The following is a 20,834-nucleotide window of genomic DNA, read 5'->3' on the forward strand; positions in this document are numbered from 1 at the left end:
CAAAATTGACTATAATTCGCGCCACGAACACTCGAGGCACGCTATGCAAGTATTAACTCCAGACCAAGTCCACAAACAACTTACTCCTATCCACAAGTATCCTAAATATTGGGCACATAGCTTTGGTAGTGCTCCTTTTTTACCAACAAGCCGCAACGAAATGGATGCTTTAGGGTGGGACAGTTGTGATGTAGTCCTTGTCACTGGCGATGCCTATGTAGACCACCCAAGCTTCGGTATGGCCGTTATAGGGCGAATGTTAGAAGCGCAAGGTTTTCGAGTCGGAATCATTGCACAGCCCAACTGGCATACTAAAGACGATTTCATGAGACTTGGCCGCCCAAATCTATTTTTTGGTGTAACCGCGGGTAACATGGACTCAATGATCAATCGTTATACAGCCGATCGTAAGTTACGTCATGAAGATGCCTATACCCCAAACAATGAAGGCGGAAAACGCCCTGACCGCGCAGTTCTGGGCTATACACAACGCTGTAGAGAAGCGTTTAAAGGTGTGCCGGTAGTCTTAGGTGGTATCGAAGCCAGTCTACGCCGCTTAGCACACTATGATTATTGGTCTGATACGGTCAAACGCTCGGTAATTTTCGATGCCAAAGGCGATATACTTTTGTTTGGCAATGCCGAAAGAGCCCTCGTAGAAGTCGCCCACCGTTTAGCCGCGGGCGAAAACATCAAAGAGATGACCGATATTCGCGGTACTGCTGTGATACGCAAAGAAATTCCAACGGAGTATACCGTTGTCGATTCATCGATGATTGATAAGCCTGGCAAGGTTGTACCTATGCCAAACCCTTATCAAACCGAAGAGCAATGTGAAACCTCTAGCGAAGAAGCAAAGCCAGAAGCGCAAGCCATTGTCGTGCGCCCAGCTAAACGAGATTTAAAATTTACGGTAGTTAGGTTACCTAGTTTCGAGAAACTACGTAATGATAAAGTTCTGTATGCTCATTCAGCCCGGGTGATGCACCTTGAGACCAACCCTTATTCAGCAAGAGTACTGGTTCAACAACATGCAGATCGAGTCCTTTGGGTTAATACGCCACCGGTGCCACTATCAACAGAAGAAATGGATTTTGTATTCGGCCTACCCTTTGCAAGGCGTCCACACCCTGTTTATGGCAATGCGAAAATACCCGCGTATGAAATGATTAAAACCTCGGTAAATATTATGAGAGGCTGTTTTGGTGGTTGCTCTTTTTGCAGTATTACAGAGCATGAAGGCCGTATAATCCAAAATCGCTCTAAAGAGTCGATTTTAAATGAGCTCGAAGACATCCGTGACAAAGTTCCAGGATTCACAGGTACTATTTCAGATTTAGGTGGTCCAACGGCCAATATGTATCGCCTAGGCTGTAAAGACCCTAAAGCAGAAGCAAACTGTCGACGTCCCAGCTGCGTTTTTCCAAAAATTTGTGAAAAACTCAACACAGACCATAAACATACGATTGATTTGTACAAAGATGCTCGTAAGGTAAAAGGCATTAAAAAAGTACTGATTGCATCCGGCGTGCGCTATGACTTAGCCGTAGAGTCCCCTGAATATGTTAAAGAGTTGGTCACGCATCACGTCGGTGGGTATTTAAAGATAGCACCCGAACATACCGAAAAAGATACACTCGATTTAATGATGAAACCGGGTATGGGTACCTATGATCGCTTCAAAGAGCTCTTTGAAAAGTACTCAAAAGAAGCCGGTAAAAAACAGTATTTAATCCCCTACTTCATTGCGGCTCATCCCGGGTGTACTGACGATGACATGATTAACCTTGCGCTGTGGCTTAAAAGTAATAACTTTGAATGCGACCAAGTGCAAAACTTTTACCCTTCCCCGATGTGTAACGCCACGGCCATGTATCATTCGCAAACCAACCCGCTGCGTAAAGTTCGATATAAGGGCAAAGAGAAACTCTTCGTTGCTCGCGGCGATCGTCAACGACGTCTGCACAAAGCGTTGCTGCGCTATCACGACGAAGAAAATTGGCCGCTAATCCGTGAAACTTTACGATCTGTTGGCCGTTGCGATTTGATTGGTAGTAAAGACAGCTGTTTGGTTCCGGCAAAAGGCCAAGAGAATGGTGCGAAAGCGAATATGAATCGACGTAGCGGTCGGCATGGAAAAAACCGTTTTGCGACTAAAAATCCAAAACAACCAGATATTCGTAATCCAAATGACTCAAAAGCGAATACGAGTAAAACGAAACCTCACTCAACGAGTAAAGCTAAATATGGCGTCAAGCCAAAGCCTAAATCGTCGAGTCGTAGTAAAAACACTAATCGCTAAGGTTGTTGAGACTGCCGCTATTGCTAATTTGAGCAAGGCGGCTCATTTCTTTCGTCATACCCCGCAATAGTAGCTGGTGCCAAGGCGCAAAAAAGTACCAGTATACCAATCCAGAAAAACCGGCCGGATGCCAAAACAACGACACTTTAAGCTGTTGTTTATTACTACTCTTGGTCGGTTTAATTTCTAGTTGCATGCCACCTCCACCTGGTGCTTTCATTCCAAAGCGCATGACTAACAGTTGCTTTTCTTCAACGCTCAATATCGTCCACGAATCAACCCGCTGGCCGACGACAAGTTTGTTGCTATCATCACGACCATGATGACGTCCATTTCCGCCAACACACCAGTCCATCCATTCACGCATTGCCCAAAGCAAGTCTCCATAAAAATAGCGTTTGGGACCGCCTAGCATATTTATCACTTGCCAAATATCGTCGCGACTAGCGTCAATGGTAATGCTTTCACTCGCGCACTTGGCATAAAAACCATGCAAAGCAGAAAAATTACGAAACGTAGGCACCCCATCACGCCATTTCTGCGGATAGCTTTTAACTTGTTCTTGTATCGCCACATTCTTTAAGGCTTGATCCAAAGGTATTAGGTCTTGAGGTATTAGCGCTCTTAACTCGCTGGGTTCTGCTACTAATCGTTCATTTAAACCTGCCACTAAGGACTGAGCCAAGGCTGAAGGAACTGAAGTAATCACGCCTAAGGATTTTGAGAACAGTGCTGTTGGAAAGCCTTTTACCGCAATGATCTTGCGTTTCTTAGTTAATTGTTTGGCGATTGCTAACATCAGTTCACGATAACTGACCCAGCGCGGACCAACAGCATCAAAGACTTTGTGGCCCTCTATCGTCAAATTGCTAACGCCAATAAGGTAGACCACTAAATTGTCGATGGCTATCGGGCAATTACAGTTATCTAAGCTTTCCGGTCCTAAAATTAATGGCACGTGTCCAACAATGTCGCGCATGACTTCGAACGCTGCACTACCAGGGGCAATCACTATACCCGCCCGTACTTCGATCACGCTTAATTGACTAGCAGCCAGCACTTTTCCGGTAGCAACGCGCGCGCGCATGTGCTCGCTTTTCGCATTAAGCGATACTAAACTGCCAAGATAAATGACTCGTTTTACGCTTGATTTAGGTAAGGCCAAACTTAAGTTTTTAGCCGCGCGAACTTCCCGCTGGGTATGAGCTTCGCCATCGCTCATGCCATGCATAAGGTAGTAAACTAACTCATGCCCTTCTAGCGCATCGGGCAAGCTGTCGGCATCGAGTAAATCGAGAGTAAAACGGCGTAAAGATAGGTCGCGCCAAGGCAAGGATTTTTCAGGGTCACGGCTAGTTATACTGACTTCATGCCCAGCTTGAACCAGTGCCGGCACTAAGTTTCTTCCGACTGTACCTAAGGCACCGATAACCAATATCCGCATTGCTAACGTCCAGCATTGTGTATTAAATATCCACAATAACAGCCCCGAAGTTCATTGCAAACAGGCATTTAGTTCCTAACCCAATATTGGCTAAGACTTAGAACTGGTATATAGATTTTCTTTTAAGCAAGTTTTAAAGCCAAACAACTGTCACAGACGTATAGCAACGACTTAAGTTAATGTCTCACCGCTTGCTAATCACTCGCCACACTTGGGATAACCCCGTCAAGGTCCTAACAGAATTGCTCTAAAGGAGCGTCAATTAGGGCATATATAATGAGTCCGTTTTCAGTTGTAGGCAATAACAACCGCTTCTACAAGGTCACAGGGACTATTAATGGTGGTGATGAGGGCTTATAACTATGAGCTAAGCAAATACGGCTGTAGATAAAGAAATTACTTAACTATTCAGCGGCATACACTGAGGGATGGAGTAAATTAAAAAGCTCATCCAACTCAAGGACGAGCTTTCCTTGAGTTGGCATTTATCGAACAAGCATTGCAGCTGTAATTATCTTAGATAACCTTAAATTTTTGAATTTCTAGGTTTAAAGAACTAGCCGTTTGTTTAACACTACTAGCGATATCACGCGTTTCGTTTGCCATTTCTTGATTCATTCTAGTTTTGTCGTTTAGTTCTATCAAATTCTTGTCTATGTCCTGAGTCACTTGGCTCTGCTGCTCAGTTGAGGTCGCAATTGACATAGAGTCGTCGCTAACTTTTGCTGTAGAACTTAATATATCAGACAAAGAAACTTGTGTTTGCTCGGCCAAGTCGATGGTTCGTTGGGCCACGGTTGCACCGCTTTCAATTGACTCAACCGCATTTGACACGCCCAGTTTAAGCGCTTCAATCATCGCTTCAATGCTTTGCGTTGAGTCTTGGGTTTTACTGGCTAAGTTTCGAACCTCATCAGCCACCACCGCAAAGCCGCGCCCTTGCTCTCCTGCTCTAGCAGCTTCTATAGCTGCATTAAGTGCTAATAAGTTTGTCTGGTCTGCAATGCCACGAATAACACCTAGGACTTGCGCAATATTATCACTGTCTTTAACCACGGCCTGAACCGCTTGCGCTGCATTAGCTACTGATGAGGCTAGCGCATTAATTTGCTCAACTGAATCTTGAGTAATCGCCTGGCCTTGCTGCGTTTTACTATTTACATTTGATATTTCATCAGCTGTATTAGCGGCATTAGCAGCAACTTCTCGGTGAGTTACGGCCATCTGATTAACTGCAGTCACAATTTGTTCGACAGATGCATGTTGCTCGATGCTTATTTCAGTACTTTCATTGGCTTTTGACTCAAGACGAAAAATCTCACTACTCACCTTGTCTGAGTGATCACGCACATTGACAATAATAGACTGTAGATGCGAAATGAATTGGTTAAAAGCAGTTGCCAGCTCACCCAACTCATCCTTATTTTTTACGCTCACGCGCTGAGTAAGATCGCCATCCCCAGAAGAAATATCACGGATTCTTGCACTTATATCAGTAATTGCGTTAGCCAAACTGCGCGGCCAAAAATACGCGATAAGCACGGCAAATAACACAGCTGCAACGCTAATCACTAGCATTAAAGTATTTGATTGTTCTATTTCTTCAGCTGAACGCTGTTCAATTTGACTAACGAAGCGTTCGGCGTTGCCATGAGCAAGTACATAAACTTGTTTAAGTTCTGAAAATGCTTGATAGCCTGGTCCTAGTATTTGTACTAATGCCCCAGCTTGGTCATATTGCTCGAACATCTCAAAAGCAACTTGGGTTTCACTCACCCATAACTCGAAACTTGTATCAAATTGATCAAGTCCGGATAAAGCCTTAGGCTCGTCCTTAAGCAAAGATTTGTAATCCAACATGAGTTGTTTTGCGGCAGCTGCATTGCTATCAAAACGTTGTTTCTTTTGCTCAGCTTCGTCGCTGCCTGGAAAATCGTTGAGTAGTTCTAAACTAGCCATTTGTGCTTCGTACAAAACCTTATCTGCAGAAAGAGCGGCTGTAATAGCTGGGAGTAAAGTATTACTCACGTTTTGCAATTGTGCCTCGGTTCTAGTCGATGCCCCTTGTCCGACAAAAGCAACTACTAGCAACAACAACGCATTCAGAATGAATGCTGCTGAATACTTATGCCTAAGACTAATATTCACATGAATTCCTTTTACCTATAAATGATTAGAGTGATATATATCCCATATTCACGCTGTCGGCTCAAGGTAATTTCAACTTATGCAGCACTGGCAGTACTCTAAACCACATTTCCGCACAAATAATGTGCAAATCGACTATCCACTTAATAGTGCATAGCTCTGATGATGGTTTGGATGAGTTGAGATATAACTGAATTAAAGGTTGTAAGCTTAACCAAAGGCAACCAGATGGCTGCTTTTGATCAAGCAAAATTGAGCAGCTTTTAGTCCAATTCTTTAATAATATGCAGATCACGCTGTGGGAAAGGAATAGAGATCTGTTCCAGATCAAATCTGAGTTTCACCTGCTTGGTTAGATCCCAATAAACATCCCAATAATCTTCAGTACGAACCCAAGGACGTACAATAAAATCGACGGAAGATTCATTTAAGGTATTCACCTTGATCGTAGGTGCTGGGCTTTGCAAAACACACTTGTGACCATTTACAAGCTCTGCTAGCACCCGTTCAGCTTTTTCAATATCGTCGCCGTAACCAATTCCAAAAACCAGATCTACACGGCGTAGCTGCTGCGCAGTAACATTTTTGATGACATCACCCCAGATCTTACTATTAGGAATAACTAAGGTTTGATTATCGAAAGTTAGAATTGTAGTAGACACCAAGTTCATGCTCTTAACCTTGCCAAATACCCCTGCAACTTCAACCACATCACCGACATCATATGGACGATAAATCAAAATCATCATACCAGCAGCAAAGTTGCTAAGTGTATCTTGTAAGGCGAAGCCAACAATAAAACCGGCCACCCCTAAACCAGCAAGTATGGGAGCAAGTGAAATCCCTATCTGGGCTAAAGCAATGAACAAACCAATGACCATTATGAAACGACTTGCACTTGAGATGATCATCTCTTTCATGAGGCTAGACAAACGCAGATTAGAACGGTCTAGGCTCTTGGTAAGGAATCTACGAAATACCCGTGACAGGGTCCGGGAAATATAAAATATCGCTGTTATTATCAACAGCTTAAATACCCACTCCCCCCCATTTTCTGAAAAATAGTCAACTATAACGCTCCACGCACGCAGCGCCATATTTGACAGTACCGCAGGGTCAAGTATTTCCGTGGTGAGCTGGCCACCAAGCTTGAGGATGATGGACTGGTAAAAATCCGCATCAAAGCCAAGATTCGTCAATAGTTCTACGCTCAATTTGAAGCTTTCACCAGCGATTTTTAATTGCTCTGTAACGACAGCTAACTGATCTTTCAGTGATTGATCTGTAGGTGTGATTCTAAGCATGCGATTAAGTTCGTCTTGCTGATTGCCAACCAAGATTACCAGTCCAGCAAATCCTTCACTGCGTTGATACAGCTTATCGATCAAGCCTTCTTTTGCTGTCTCTGGCGCTACACCAAGAGTTTCCAAATCAAGGACTGCATTAGTGCTTGTTGAGTAGACCAAATCTTGCTGACTGAGAAAATGCATATAGGACAACAAAGCGGCGGTTGATTTAGGTTCAAGTTCAGCCTGTTCTTTGATAAAGCTTTGCTGTTGTTCTTTTATCTCTTTATCCAAGACATACATTCGTTTTTGGATTAACTCGACAATGCTTTGTTTAAACTCAGCGACATCGCTTCCTGCTTGCTCAGCCTTTACTATTTCATCGACAATAAGATTAACCGTTCCAAACGCATTCATTTCACGCTCAATCAAGCGTTTGTGAATAGCATTTTGTTCAATCTCCGACAAATCCGTACTTTCACCGATAATGGTATTAATACGCTGGTGTTGGCGCTCATAAGTTTGTAAAAGCCCTTGAGCTATTTCGAGATGATTGTCCGAATTAATCGTTTGCGTAGCGCTGGTGAAGAATGAGACCCAGAAGCATAAAAAAACCAGAATTTTCATTCTGGACCTTAGAATTCCCACCATACTTTCTCCTTGATAATCTGAGCACTAATACTGTATAGCACTGGTAGCGCTATAAGAATACTAATTGAGTCTGTTACTATAGAGTCTAACTTGCCATTGCGCAGCTTTCGATCGCTTATTGAGACTAAAATATAATGCCCTACCCACACATTATTTTCGATCTAGACCATACCCTTTGGGATTTCGAAGCTAACGCTGAGCAAGTACTAAACCAGCTATATAACGAATATTTAAAAGAGTTAAACATTGAACGTTCTGATTTCATGAACATTTATAGAGCTAACAATCATCATCTTTGGCAGCAATATCATGAGCATAAAATCACTAAGCACGAACTAAAAGCGCGGCGTTTTCCTGACACATTAACTCAACTAGGACTAAAACTTGCTGACTTAGACTTTGATATTCATAAACTTGAACATCACTTCATCGAACGTAGTGTTGAAATGGACGCCGTATTTCCGCATTGTCACCGTGTTCTTGATGCCTTAGCAAAAAGCTCTCGATTACACATTATGACAAACGGCTTTGTTGAGGCGCAACATCGCAAAATGAAATCTGCAAAAATTGACCACTATTTCGAACATATATTCATTTCCGAAGAGATCGGCGCTAACAAGCCAAGCTCAAAAATATTTGAGTTCGCCTTAGCAGCGCTCGACTGCACTGCAAACGACTGTTTGATGGTAGGCGACAACTTAGTAGCCGATGTCGGCGGTGCCAAGGATATTGGTATGGATCAAGTATGGTTTAATCCTGACTCTTTAGATAAGCCGGCCACCATTCAACCTAGCTTTGAAATAAAGTGCCTCAGTGAATTGCTAGATATTAATCACTAATAATTGCTTTTTCTTACTATCTCCATAACTATATAAAGATACCTATCAGCAAGGACTGCGTATTGTGATTAGAATACTGATATTTATGCTAAGTTTTCCCATATCCGTTTTCGCTAATTCTATTCACTTAGTGTCAATTGAAGGTTTAATCGAACAACAAATTGGAAGTTTGATTATTACAGAAGTATATCAACAGCTAGATATTGAACTAAGCATTGAAACAAGGCCAGGCAGGCGAGCTCAACAAGATGTCAGTAGTGGCTATAAAGATGGTGAGGTCCTGCGTATTTTTGAGTATGGAGAACAAATTTCAAACGTAATACGCGTACCAACGCCTTACTATCAACTAGAAACAAGGGCATTTTCACTTAGTAAGGCTAATTTAGATATCGTGTCAATTAAGGACATGGAAGAATATCGCGTAGTCAAGGTATTAGGAGTCAAACACACTGACATTGCCACAGCTGGCTTAACCAACGTTCACAGCGTACCGAACTCACAGACCATGATGCGTTTCTTAGCTGCGGGTCGCGCTGACATTGCGCTTACCAATACTGTTGATGGTTTAGCGACGATCAAGGCTTTAAAACTAAAAACAATAAGTGCACAGGCTGAGCCCTTAGCAACCTTAGACCTCTATCATTATTTACACCAGCGTCACGCAAATTTAGTTCCTATAATCGACGCCAAAATTCAAGAGCTCATTGCCAGCGGTGAAATGCTAAGCATAATAGCCAAAGCTGAAGCCGCTATCATACCGCAGGCATTAGATTAGGCTAATAGTCATGTTGAACATGGGCAAACCATTAGGCTCGCCCAAAGAGCTCTAAAGAATCATCGAAAGAAATTGCTGTAAACGCGGATTTTCAGGGTTATCAAAGAAGCGTTCTGGACTCTCATTGACAATCAGTTCGCCATCTTCCATAAATAGAACTCGGTCTGCGACTTCTCGTGCAAAGCCCATTTCGTGAGTAACTACAACCATAGTCATCCCCTCTGCTGCTAGTCCTTTCATAACATCGAGTACTTCACCGACCATTTCAGGATCTAATGCAGACGTTGGCTCGTCAAACAACATAATGTTTGGCCGCATTGCCAAAGCCCTTGCAATTGCAACCCGCTGTTGTTGACCCCCAGATAGATGACTTGGGAAATTGTTCATTTTGTCGCTTAAACCAACTTTAAGCATTAGCTCTTTTGCGTGTTCTTCAACTTCTTTGGCCGCACGTCGAGAAACCTTCAGTGGAGCTAACATCACATTATCTAGTGCACTTTTATGTGGAAACAAATTGAAGCTCTGAAATACCATTCCGACTTCTTGTCGCAGCTTATTAATATCCGTTTTGCTGTCATACATGTCGGTGCCATCAATTTCGATACTGCCACTATTAATGGTCTCAAGTTGATTTAAGGTACGCAAAAAGGTTGATTTACCGGAACCCGAAGGACCTACAATTACAACAACTTCTCCGCGTGAAACCACTGCTGAAACGTCTTTAAGCGCGTGACAAAGGTTCCCGTAAATCTTATTAATGTTTGTTGCAATGATCATTTCATTGCCTTGGTAGTCTCTAGTCACTTGCTGCCAACCTTTTTTCTAATCGTTGTATCGCCCAAGACAAACTACTTGTTAGCAGTAAATACATAAGCGCAACTGTAAACCAAACTTCGAAGGGTGCAAAACTGCCACTGACGACTTCTCGACCAGCCTTCGTTAGATCCGTGATAGAGATAACCGATACCAATGATGAGTCTTTAATTAGATTAATAAATTGCCCAGCTAATGGCGGTAGCACACGCTTAAAGGCTTGTGGCATAACCACATATACCATGGCCTGAAAGTAGTTCATGCCTAGTGAACGAGCTGCTTCCATTTGCCCTTTAGCAATGGACTGGATCCCAGCGCGGACAATTTCAGCTACGTATGCTCCGGTAAATACCGACAACGCCACAACGCCAGCAGTAAAGCGCTCTAAGTCTAATACAGTACCGATAAAGAAATAGACAATAAAAATCTGTACGAGCAAAGGGGTGCCACGGATTAATTCGATATAAGTGATTGCTAGGTTTTTAAGAGCGGGATTATGCGAAATACGCATTAAACCGAAGAGTACACCAAGAACAATTGCAAACAGCAGTGACATTAAGGAAATTTGAATCGTAACAATCAGTCCATGTGTCAACGGACCAATTCTCCACCCATCACTTGATGCGAGGCGATCGCCTTCAAACAACAAGTCGCCGACAAAAACCAATACTTGATCATACTCAGCAAGTTGAATCAGTTCGTCACCCGCATCGTTTACAAATACTAACTCACCTCTTGCGTTCTCAATGACGGTTCCGTCTTGAGGTGCAGACACCTGAGCAGGATCGGTATTTACAATATAAGGGAGCACTCGACTCCAATTCCAATTGTAATCAATCCGGTCAGAGCTGAAGTAAATGGAGCTGATGATAGCACCCATTATTGCAACAAAGACGAGATTCCAAAATAGTGTTCTAGGTTGAGATTGCATAGCCTCTACTTTTATTTGTGTCTAATCAAAAAAGCGGCCGAAGCCGCTTTAGGTTCTTTATTGAACTTGTTGTAACCAGCTATTACTTTCAAACCATTTGTTATAAATGCGTTCGTAAGTGCCGTCGCCTTTAATTTGACGAAGATAACTATTTAGAAAATTTAAGAAGTCAGTATCACCTTGACGAATAGCCCAACCTAGAGGTTCATAGGTAAATGCTTCGCCTAAATGTGTTACTAAGCCTTCGTTTTGAGCTGCGTAAACCGCGTTGTAAGGCATGTCATACACAAACGCATCAGCTTTGCCATTAGTCACTTCTAATACGGCGTCAGTTTGAGTCTCAAACAAATTAACCGTCGCTTTTGGCATAGAGCGTTTAATTGCACCTTCACCTGTAGTACCTAATTTGGTGACTACGGTATATTTGGCATCGTTCAAATCACGGTAGCTTTTAACTTCGCCAGCAACTTTAGGGTTAAGTAAGATTGATTGACCAATTTCAATGTATGGGTCAGCAAAAAGTACTTGCATGTTACGTTGAGCCGTAATTGTCATCCCGCCCATAATCACATGACATTTGCCAGTGAGAAGCGTTGGAATAATGCCGTCCCAAGCTGTATTAACAGGGACATACTTAACGCCCATAGCACGCGCCATTTGCTTGCCTAAATCGATGTCGAATCCGATAAACTCACCATTCTTGGCTTTCATTTCAAAAGGCATATACCCAGCGTCGAAACAAACTTTTAGCTCACCTGAGCTTTGAATGTCTTGGAGCGCTTTGTATTCATCTTGTGCGACAACAGCAGTAGAAGCCGTACTTAGTGCTAAAGCAGCGACTAAGCTTTTAAACATTGTTTTCATAAAAATCCTTGCGTTGTGTTTGAGTCCCTACAATAGGCGTCCCGAGTTCGTAGCTCGCATGTGATTTGGATCACTTATTGTTGCAGTGTTTTATATCAAATGATCCCCTATAGGTATAGCCCAAAACACCAATAATAACGCGATTGCTTAGCAAAACAGTCTAATTATACGTAGTTTTGCTGGCCATTTGCTCGATTGAGCTAATTTAGATAACAAAACACACGGGTATCAAAAAATTTAACCGCACCTTAATTTAGCAAGTCATCAACTTAAAACGAACATTAAGTCCCATTTACTACGATATATTCAACAAATTATCTGCGCTAGCATGTTCGATAATAATGCAGGTTAATCCAATCAAAAATCTCGCTAAATAGTTATGAGAACGATCTATCTTGTAAACGCTCTCGTATAACCTGCATGGTATACAAAACGATATTTTACACAGTCTGTAAACGCACTATTGCTAATCCGACTGGCGATGAAAAACTAAAATCTGGAGTACAACGTGGGTTTACTAATTCAGGGCAAGTGGCACGATCAGTGGTATAACACCGAAGAGAACAAAGGTCACTTTAAACGCAGCGAATCTCAATTTAGAAATTGGGTAACTGAAGATGGCAGTGCAGGCCCTAGTGGCATTGCAGGATTCAAAGCTGAAGTTGGTCGATATCATTTATACGTAAGTCATGCATGTCCATGGGCCAACCGTGCCATGATCTTCAGACAGCTCAAGGGGCTTGAACAAGTTATTGATTACTCAGTCGTTCACTGGCGAATGCAAGACCAAGGCTGGACTTTTGAAGACGGTGACGGCGTGATCCCAGACCCTATCAACAATGCTGAACTGCTTCACCAAGTTTATACCGCGGCGGACTCTCAATATACGGGTCGGGTAACGGTTCCTATTTTGTGGGACAAGCAGCAGCAAACCATTGTTAGTAACGAATCATCTGAAATTATTCGCATGTTTAATAGTGCCTTTAACAAAGCCGGTGCTAATGCATTGGACTTTTACCCACTTGGATTACGCGAGCAAATTGATGCCATAAATGAACGCGTTTATTCAGACATTAATAACGGCGTCTATAAATGTGGCTTTGCAACTAGTCAAGACGCCTATGAGGCGTCTTTAAGTGCGCTGTTTACAAGCCTCGATTGGTTAGAAGAAAAACTAAGTTCACAACGCTACTTGTGTGGCAACCAATTAACCGAGGCGGATTGGCGCTTATTTACGACCTTGGTACGTTTTGATTCGGTGTATGTGGGGCATTTCAAGTGTAATTTGAAACGGATAGCTGACTATCCAAATCTTCAAGCTTACTTGTGCGACTTATACCAACACGCAAACGTTAGCGAAACAGTTAATATGGACCATATTAAAAAGCACTACTACATTAGTCATACCATGATTAATCCAAGTCAAGTTGTACCTCAAGGACCTTTTCTAGACTTCAGTGTTAAACATGGCAGAGATACCATGTGACTATCAATTTAGCCCTGCGATTTCGCAAAAAAAAGCAGCTTTATGCTGCTTTGCTAATCGTCAAACTATTCCGCATCTCTTTATGGGTTACTTTTTAGAAACTTTTGACAAGCTTCAAAATCCGCTTCCACTTTAGCATCTCGGATCGGAAAGTATTTTGAGCCTAGGTAAACTGCCAAACACGCAAAAACTATACCCGGAACAATCTCATAAAGGTCAAACCAATTGCCACTCAGTTGTTTGAATATCACCACACTAGCCCCGCCAACAACAATTCCCGCTATAGCGCCAACTTTGCTCATTGACTTCCAATATAGGGATATCAATATCACCGGCCCAAAGGCGGCGCCAAAACCTGCCCACGCATAAGATACTAGACCCAGCACACTGCTTTCAGGATTCATGGCCAATACCAGCGCGCACAATGCAATAATGATAATGCCAAGCCGCCCTATCCACATCACCTCTTGGGATGTCGCATCGGGTCTAACCCACTGCTTATAGATGTCTTCGGCAAATGCACTAGAACTCACTAATAACTGACTGTCCGCAGTACTCATAATTGCAGCTAAAATTGCCGCTAATAGAATCCCTGAAATCGCTGGACTGAACAATGCGTCAACTAAAATCATAAAGATCCGTTCAGGATCTTCGAGCGCAATACCATGGCTACTAACATAGACTAAGCCCGCCAATCCTACTGCGAGAGCGCCAAGCATCGACAAAGCGGTCCAAATCACTGCAATTCTGCGTGCAATAGATAGATCTGCATTACTACGCGATGCTTTAAATCGAGCTAGTATATGCGGCTGACCAAAATAGCCCAATCCCCAAGCTAGCGATGAAATCAAGCCAATAATAGCAATAGATTCTCCATTAACTTGGGTAAACGGATTAAGAAGTTCAGGATTGATCTCGGTGATCGCATTTAAGCTTGAACCGTCGATCGCTTTTATTGCCATGACTGGCACCAGCAACAACGCTGCTGCCATTAATAAGCCTTGAATAAGATCTGTCCAACTCACCGCTAAAAATCCACCGAACAGAGTATACGAAACAACACACACCGTACCGACACTGACAGCCCAGCGATAATCAATCTGGAAGACCGTTTCGAAAAGTTTACCGCCCGCAACTAGCCCAGCGCTGGTATAGAAAAGGAAAAATACTAAAATGAACATCGCAGAGATCAATTGAATAATACGCTGATTATCATTAAAACGACGCGACAGATACTCGGGTATAGTTAAAGCATCATCCAGGACAATACTATAAGAACGCAGTCGCTTGGCTTGGAAGAACCAATTGGCCCAAGTGCCAAACAGCAAACCGATGGCTAACCAGATCGACTCTATTCCAGCCACATATGCGAAGCCCGGCAATCCCAATAACAACCAACCGCTCATGTCAGACGCACCTGCCGATAATGCCGTAGGCCATGGACCAAGGCTACGCCCACCTAAAAAGTAATCTGACGAGTTTTTAGTGCGTTGGTAAGCCAACCAACCAACACCCAGCATGAGCAATAAATATATACAGAAAGTAGCTATAAGGGTGTTCGAATTAGCGCTCATTAAAAATCCTACTTTAGACACAAAACTGCCTATTTTGACATATTTAGTAAGTAATTGCTCTAAACCACTACCATAACCGTTGATTATGCTGCTGAAAAATAAAATATTTGCGTCTTAGGAGATAATCGACTGTAGCATATTCCTAGTTTAGAAAAACTGTCGCGCAAACTTTACACGCTCTTAATCATAAATTGTCGCTCCGGCATTTTCTAATCCATAGTTGTAACGCAAGTAAAGGACTATTTAGTTTGGAACAACATTTAACCACTACCTGATTGAGGAACAAACATGGACGTGAAGCTCCTTAGTTGTGTTAGCTTAGTCGCGCTTTTTTGCGCGCAAGCTAATTCAAACTTACTATTTACCGAGTACGTCGAAGGCTCTGGAAACAACAAAGCTATCGAAGTCAGCAATTTAAGCGACGATGATATTGATCTAAGTGCTGGATCGTATTCAATACGCCTATATGCAAATGGAAGACCATTAGCAGACGGCCCTACAAATACGCAAAATTTAAGCGGTATTTTAGCGTCGGGGAGCTCCATAGTTTTTGTTAACAGCTCGTCTGTAGAAGAGCTACGTATGTTGGGCGACAGTTCTAACATCACTTTTTTTAACGGCGATGATGCATTAGGCCTATTTATGGGCGAAACCTTGGTCGACCGTATCGGACAAATTGGCTTAGACCCTGGCTCAAAATGGCAAACCGGAGATGTTACGACGCAAAATCAAAGTTTACGCCGCTTTGATACCTCAGTTGATTCAAATAACAACCTAAGCTTTGACCCAAGCCTAAAGTGGCAAGCCTTTGCCATAGATAGTTTCGCAGGGCTTGGCTGCAGTGGAATAGATATCTGTGAAGGCGGTATCGATCCTGATCCGGGCTTAGAAATCGGCGCTTGTTACGAGCCCGCGACCCTCATTCATGATATCCAAGGTTCCGGTAGTGAGAGTCCTTTTACTGGTCAGCAACACATTGTTGAGGCGGTGGTTACCGCAAGTTTACAAGGGGACTCTCAACTGTCTGGTTTCTTTATTCAAGAAGATGACGCGCAACAAGATTCAGACACGATGACCTCTGAAGGTCTGTTTGTTTACGATACACAATACAGCGTCGAGGTTGGCGATCATGTTCGAGTCGTAGGAACAGTAGCCGAATACTATGGCAACACACAGCTCAGTGATGTCAGCGCTTTAAGTATTTGTGGTGAAAACACTAGTTTTACTGCGCAAGCGATCACCTTGCCATTCTCAAGTACAGATCTCAGTTACTTGGACGGTATGTATGTGGTCCTTCCTCAAAGTTTACATCTGACCTTAGATTACAACTTCAATCGTTACGGAACTGCAAGTTTGTCTAATGGTAAGCGTTATACGCCTACTGAAGTGCATACACCCAATAGCGCTGAGGCGATAAATCTTGGTCTAGAGAATAGTCTTAATGTCATTGGTATCGATGATGGTAGTACCGCTCAAAACCCCGAGTTAATCGCGTTCTATCCTGAATTCGAAATGGCTATTCCACTACGCTCAGGTGCAATTATCGCAAATGTCGAAGGCCCGCTTCAACTAAGCTTTGGTGAGTATCGGATCCAAGTGACGCAAGCCTTAAACGTAATTGAAGGCAATCAGCGCCCAGATGCACCAAGTTCTGAATTAGATTCGGCACTGAGTGTCGCAAGTTTCAATGTCCTTAATTACTTTAGCGATATAGATACCGGCGGCACGTCCTTTAGAGGTGCAGACAGTGAGCTTGAGCTTGAACGTCAAAAAGCCAAACTCGTCAGTGCCCTGATTGAGTTAAATGCTGACATTGTGGGTTTAATGGAAATTCAGAATAATGGCTTTGGACCGAACTCAGCTATTTTACGCTTGTTGGATGCGCTAAATTCACAACTAGATGCTCAACAGCATTACACTTTTATAGGTCCAGATGATCTCGGCTTAATTGGTGATGATGCTATTGCAGTTGGAATGATCTACCGCCCTAGTCGGGTTAGCAAGGATGGCAGTGCTCAGTTACTCACAACACCACCATTTGATCCCGATACAGCAAAACACCGAGTCCCTCTCGGGCAGCGCTTTGTCAGTAGCAGTGGCGAAACTATAACAGTGGTTGTGAATCACTTTAAATCTAAAGGTAGCTCATGTGAAAGCATCGGCGACCCAAATAATAATGATGGTCAAGGCAATTGTAATGGGCAGCGCGTATTGGCCGCTCAAACCTTAAGCCAAGCCTATGCCGGACAAGAAAACGTCCTATTTATTGGTGATTTTAATGCGTATAGCAGTGAAGACCCAATTCAGAGTTTTGCTCAAGCAGGCTACCTTTCTTTAGCGAAACAATTGGATGCTCAGTCCTACAGCTACTACTTTGACGAATTGGCCGGTAGTTTGGATCATGCTTTGGCGTCTAGTGACTTACAAGCCCGCGTAGTCAATGCCCATGTATGGAATAGCAATAGCGATGAACCGCGTGCTTTCGACTATAATACCGAGTTCAAAAGTGAACTACAGCAACAAATTTATTACGATACTAGCGCCTATCGAGCCTCAGATCATGACGCCGTTGTGGTTTATCTAAATATGGAGTCTGCCGGCAGTATTGAGTTTTCACCAAGCTTTGACATTCAAGAAGGGGAAACCAATCATATCACGGTGAATCGTTCTCAAGGCAGTTATGGACGTGTTGAGCTCGCCTATAGTATCGAAGGCCAAAGTGCTGATGCACAAGATATACGCTTAGACGTTGGGACTCTAGTTTGGGAAAACGGAGATAACAGCTCACAACAGATAGCGATAAGTACCTTTGCCGATCACATTATAGAAGGTTTAGAGCAAGCCCAGATAGTTTTCCAAGTTGTTGAGGGTAGCCCAGAGCTAACTATCGATTCGATACAAATTAATATTCACGACGTTGTAATGGAGCCTAGCCTCAGCCTTGAGCAAGCGGAGTACCGCGTTGATGAAAGCCAAGGTTTAATCGCAATCCCTGTAAACCTTATTAACGGTAGCGCAAAGTCAGCATCAGTATTTGCTTTAGTATTACCACGCAGCGCAAGTTGGAGAGATTATAAGGCTCGATTCTTCCAACGACTAAAATGGACTGGTGGAGATACGCAAACTAAATACATCAATATTAAGATAAATGATGACCGACGAAGTGAGGGTGATGAGCATTTCAAAGTGATGCTGCTTTGGAGTAAAGGTGCGCAGATAGGCGAGATATCGCATTCTATTGTGCATATCATCGATAACGATTAAATCTATATCGACATATATTTACTAGCGCAAAGGCTGCCAAACGGCGGCCTTTTAATTGGTCCCTATGTACGAATTAGTGCATCAAAATAATCTCAAAAATCCTCTCGAAACTTATCCTGCGAAGTGATAGATTGCCCGCAACTACCGATTGACCTCTTTTGGCAAGGCGCCAGCCCATGAGCACTTTATACCCATTATTAGACAACAAGTTTTTACTGACTATTGCGTTAATTTTCGTGACCTTTTCGGTTCGCTATATAGCCCTAAAGTTAATCGACCGAAAACAACAAGCGCACGGTAAAGACCATCGCGATCTCATCAGTAATTTAAAAAACTTCCTGATATTTATTCTGGCGCTGATGATCTTCAATGTATGGGCTGGTGAACTACAAAAATTTGCGTTTTCAATGGCCGCATTTGCTGTGGCTATCGTTATTGCGACCAAAGAATTCATTCAATGCTTGATAGGATTTTTCTATTTGATGTCTACCCGGCCTTTCAAAGCTGGAGAATGGATACAAGTTGACCAATATGTTGGTGAAGTTTCACAGTTAGATTGGGTAAAAACGACAGTCCTAGAAATTGACATTCATAACTATCAATACACGGGAAAAACACTGTACATTCCGAATAACAAGCTGATTACAAGTACCATTAAAAACCTAAACTTTCTAAAACGCTATGCGGTGCATAATTTTGTGTTAGTTCGCGATACTTGTGTAAATCCATTTGATTTTTCGGAACAACTAAAAACTAATGCCAATGGGTATTGTGAAGAATTCGAAGATGTAGCTGCGCGATACAACCAATCAATTGAACGTAAAATCGGTGGTAGTATCGTTGGCCCCAAACCCCAGTTAGAAGTTGGGACGACAGATATTGGTCTAATTAAACTCGAATTTACAATTTTTTGCCCAACCGAAACAGCATTAGATATTGAACAAAAACTCACCTCCGACTTTATGCGATTATGCATCGAACATGAGCAACGAGAGAAAGCTTCTATTGCTAAATAAAGGGATATTTACGTCTTTGTTATCGTAACGACAAATATTTTTCGTTTTAACTTAAACTGTTTCACGATTATGTTTATCTCGAAACTAATTTTTGAGCTACGTTAATGAGTGAATTTAGAAGCGGAAGTAAACGATTTTATGATGACCGAAAGTTCCCTAAAGGTTTTTCAAAGTCTGGCTGTTTTACTTTGAATGAGGCTGAGCTTCTCAGCCTTTATGGGGATACCATGCTAAGCTTGGAAAATGGCAGCTTGAGCCCTGAAAATGCTGACGAAAAGCATTTTCTAAAGGTCTTAAAAAACCCCTCAAAAGCAAGCTCTGCTATTGAACATCTATGGCTTAAATATACTAAACTTGCTCGCGGACGGCGAAATTTTCATACCCTGAATAGCTATAAAAAGTCGCCTGCTAACGATGCGGTAAACGATGAAGATGACTATATAGTTGATGAAGCAATCTAGCCATCACCAGTCTAAGAGAATCAATCCTGTGCAATATAATACGGTGCAGGATTGCAGCAACAGTTCCAGTCATTGTTCTACTGCTCACTAGCTTGCTGAATTAAGTAACCCGGAGCCGCTTCGGTGCGATTAATTAAACGTTCAACACGTTGTATCTGTTCAACATTTGCCGCATCTTTTCTGTAATTGATGTAAACAGGTCGCGCCCAAGAGTCGCTGTCTGATACCACAAACAATTGCTGCGAAATGAGAAAAGGTTCGACCATGGTTTGCGGTAAATAGGCACATCCCCCTTTCTCTAGTATGAAGTCCAATGCAATTCGACCATTTGAAGTGCGCAAGATAGGAGGTGGGATCCGCTTATGCCGCTCAACATGTTCTGATGCAAAACGGGTACCCCAATCAACATAGACATAATTATCGGTTAAGGCGGTTTCACTAAGCTGAGCTTTAGATGAAACCAATACCAGTATCAAGTCCTCTACCCGATTGGAATACAATTCATCTGATTTTAGTGGGTCTAAGGTAACACCCAGATCAAGTGTACGTTCAATAAGGGCTCTAGTGATGTGCTCGCGCGCCGATGTTTCGGCCAGAAATGAATACCCCGGAAACGCATCAACGACGACGCTGAGCCAATATTGTAAAAATGCATCCCATATATTTGGTGTACCAGCTAGGGTTAGCTGAACGCTTTGCTCGTGCTCGATAGCTAGCTCTGTTTTTGCTTGGGTAAGCGTTCGTACCATTGTTTCTGCATAAGGTACTAAGCGTTCACCGGATGAAGTGAGCTTAATCGCATTGCGGTGGCGCACAAACAATGGACTATCAAAGAAATTCTCGAGTTGTTTTATTCGAGCGCTAACCGCCGCCTGAGTAATGTATAAATTCTCTGCTGCTTTACCAAAGTGCTTAACTTGAGCCACTTCAAGAAATGTCTTAAAAACCTTAACGTCCATTATTTTTCCCTTTAGCGAGCA

General features: G+C 42.7%; 15 protein-coding genes. 7 read left to right on the top strand and 8 right to left on the bottom strand.

From position 1 onward, the window contains the following. Nucleotides 1-43: 43 nt before the first annotated feature. Nucleotides 44-2,302, top strand: a complete 2,259-nt coding sequence (locus DBZ36_RS07000; protein ID WP_120354188.1) for a YgiQ family radical SAM protein — start codon at nt 44-46, stop codon at nt 2,300-2,302. On the opposite strand, the gene DBZ36_RS07005 is transcribed toward DBZ36_RS07000, so the two are convergent. The 3 genes from DBZ36_RS07005 to DBZ36_RS07015 all read right to left on the bottom strand — a co-directional run bounded on the left by DBZ36_RS07005 (nt 2,292) and on the right by DBZ36_RS07015 (nt 7,807). Further along, nucleotides 2,292-3,746 carry a DUF2867 domain-containing protein gene (locus DBZ36_RS07005; RefSeq protein WP_120354189.1) on the bottom strand — a complete coding sequence of 485 codons (1,455 nt, stop codon included), beginning with the start codon at nt 3,744-3,746 and terminating at the stop codon, nt 2,292-2,294. The genes DBZ36_RS07000 and DBZ36_RS07005 overlap by 11 nt on opposite strands. Before the next feature lie 516 nt (nt 3,747-4,262). Then, on the bottom strand, nt 4,263-5,894 hold the full coding sequence (locus tag DBZ36_RS07010; RefSeq protein WP_120354190.1) for a methyl-accepting chemotaxis protein: 1,632 nt from the start codon (nt 5,892-5,894) through the stop codon (nt 4,263-4,265). Nucleotides 5,895-6,157: 263 nt separating this feature from the next. Continuing rightward, nucleotides 6,158-7,807: a mechanosensitive ion channel family protein gene (locus DBZ36_RS07015; RefSeq protein ID WP_199711794.1), complete on the bottom strand. Its 1,650-nt coding sequence runs from the start codon at nt 7,805-7,807 to the stop codon at nt 6,158-6,160. Nucleotides 7,808-7,965: 158 nt separating this feature from the next. On the opposite strand from DBZ36_RS07015, the gene DBZ36_RS07020 reads away from it, so the two are divergent. After that, on the top strand, nt 7,966-8,670 hold the full coding sequence (locus DBZ36_RS07020) for a YjjG family noncanonical pyrimidine nucleotidase (RefSeq protein WP_120354191.1): 705 nt from the start codon (nt 7,966-7,968) through the stop codon (nt 8,668-8,670). A 64-nt stretch (nt 8,671-8,734) separates the two neighbouring features. Beyond that, complete coding sequence (locus tag DBZ36_RS07025) at nt 8,735-9,445, top strand: substrate-binding periplasmic protein (RefSeq protein WP_147395005.1); 711 nt, start codon at nt 8,735-8,737, stop codon at nt 9,443-9,445. Between the two features lie 51 nt (nt 9,446-9,496). On the opposite strand, the gene DBZ36_RS07030 is transcribed toward DBZ36_RS07025, so the two are convergent. Genes DBZ36_RS07030 through DBZ36_RS07040 form a run of 3 tightly spaced genes read right to left on the bottom strand, consistent with a single transcriptional unit; the run spans nt 9,497 to nt 12,053 of the window. Then, nucleotides 9,497-10,222, bottom strand: a complete 726-nt coding sequence (locus tag DBZ36_RS07030; RefSeq protein WP_147395006.1) for an amino acid ABC transporter ATP-binding protein — start codon at nt 10,220-10,222, stop codon at nt 9,497-9,499. Nucleotides 10,223-10,241: 19 nt separating this feature from the next. Next, on the bottom strand, nt 10,242-11,189 hold the full coding sequence (locus DBZ36_RS07035) for an amino acid ABC transporter permease (protein ID WP_120354194.1): 948 nt from the start codon (nt 11,187-11,189) through the stop codon (nt 10,242-10,244). A 57-nt stretch (nt 11,190-11,246) separates the two neighbouring features. Further along, nucleotides 11,247-12,053, bottom strand: a complete 807-nt coding sequence (locus DBZ36_RS07040) for a transporter substrate-binding domain-containing protein (protein WP_120354195.1) — start codon at nt 12,051-12,053, stop codon at nt 11,247-11,249. A gap of 508 nt (nt 12,054-12,561) precedes the next feature. Between DBZ36_RS07040 and DBZ36_RS07045 the strand changes: the two genes are divergently transcribed. Then, nucleotides 12,562-13,539 (top strand): glutathione S-transferase family protein, encoded by a 978-nt coding sequence (locus tag DBZ36_RS07045; RefSeq protein ID WP_120354196.1) that lies wholly within the window; start codon nt 12,562-12,564, stop codon nt 13,537-13,539. An 80-nt stretch (nt 13,540-13,619) separates the two neighbouring features. On the opposite strand, the gene putP is transcribed toward DBZ36_RS07045, so the two are convergent. After that, nucleotides 13,620-15,113, bottom strand: a complete 1,494-nt coding sequence (gene putP / locus DBZ36_RS07050; protein ID WP_120354197.1) for a sodium/proline symporter PutP — start codon at nt 15,111-15,113, stop codon at nt 13,620-13,622. Between the two features lie 288 nt (nt 15,114-15,401). On the opposite strand from putP, the gene DBZ36_RS07055 reads away from it, so the two are divergent. The 3 genes from DBZ36_RS07055 (at nt 15,402) to DBZ36_RS07065 (ending at nt 19,854) form a co-directional block, all read left to right on the top strand. Then, complete coding sequence (locus tag DBZ36_RS07055; protein WP_120354198.1) at nt 15,402-18,377, top strand: ExeM/NucH family extracellular endonuclease; 2,976 nt, start codon at nt 15,402-15,404, stop codon at nt 18,375-18,377. Nucleotides 18,378-18,553: 176 nt separating this feature from the next. After that, nucleotides 18,554-19,393, top strand: coding sequence for a mechanosensitive ion channel family protein (locus DBZ36_RS07060; protein WP_120354199.1), 840 nt, complete (start codon nt 18,554-18,556; stop codon nt 19,391-19,393). A 104-nt stretch (nt 19,394-19,497) separates the two neighbouring features. After that, a complete protein-coding gene (locus tag DBZ36_RS07065; protein WP_120354200.1) occupies nt 19,498-19,854 on the top strand; it encodes a DUF413 domain-containing protein in 357 nt (118 codons plus the stop codon). A 77-nt stretch (nt 19,855-19,931) separates the two neighbouring features. Here DBZ36_RS07065 and DBZ36_RS07070 read toward each other — a convergent pair whose 3' ends face one another. After that, complete coding sequence (locus DBZ36_RS07070; protein WP_120354201.1) at nt 19,932-20,813, bottom strand: LysR family transcriptional regulator; 882 nt, start codon at nt 20,811-20,813, stop codon at nt 19,932-19,934. Nucleotides 20,814-20,834: the final 21 nt, after the last annotated feature.

This window comes from Alginatibacterium sediminis (assembly GCF_003610775.1).
GTDB lineage: Bacteria > Pseudomonadota > Gammaproteobacteria > Enterobacterales > Celerinatantimonadaceae > Alginatibacterium > Alginatibacterium sediminis.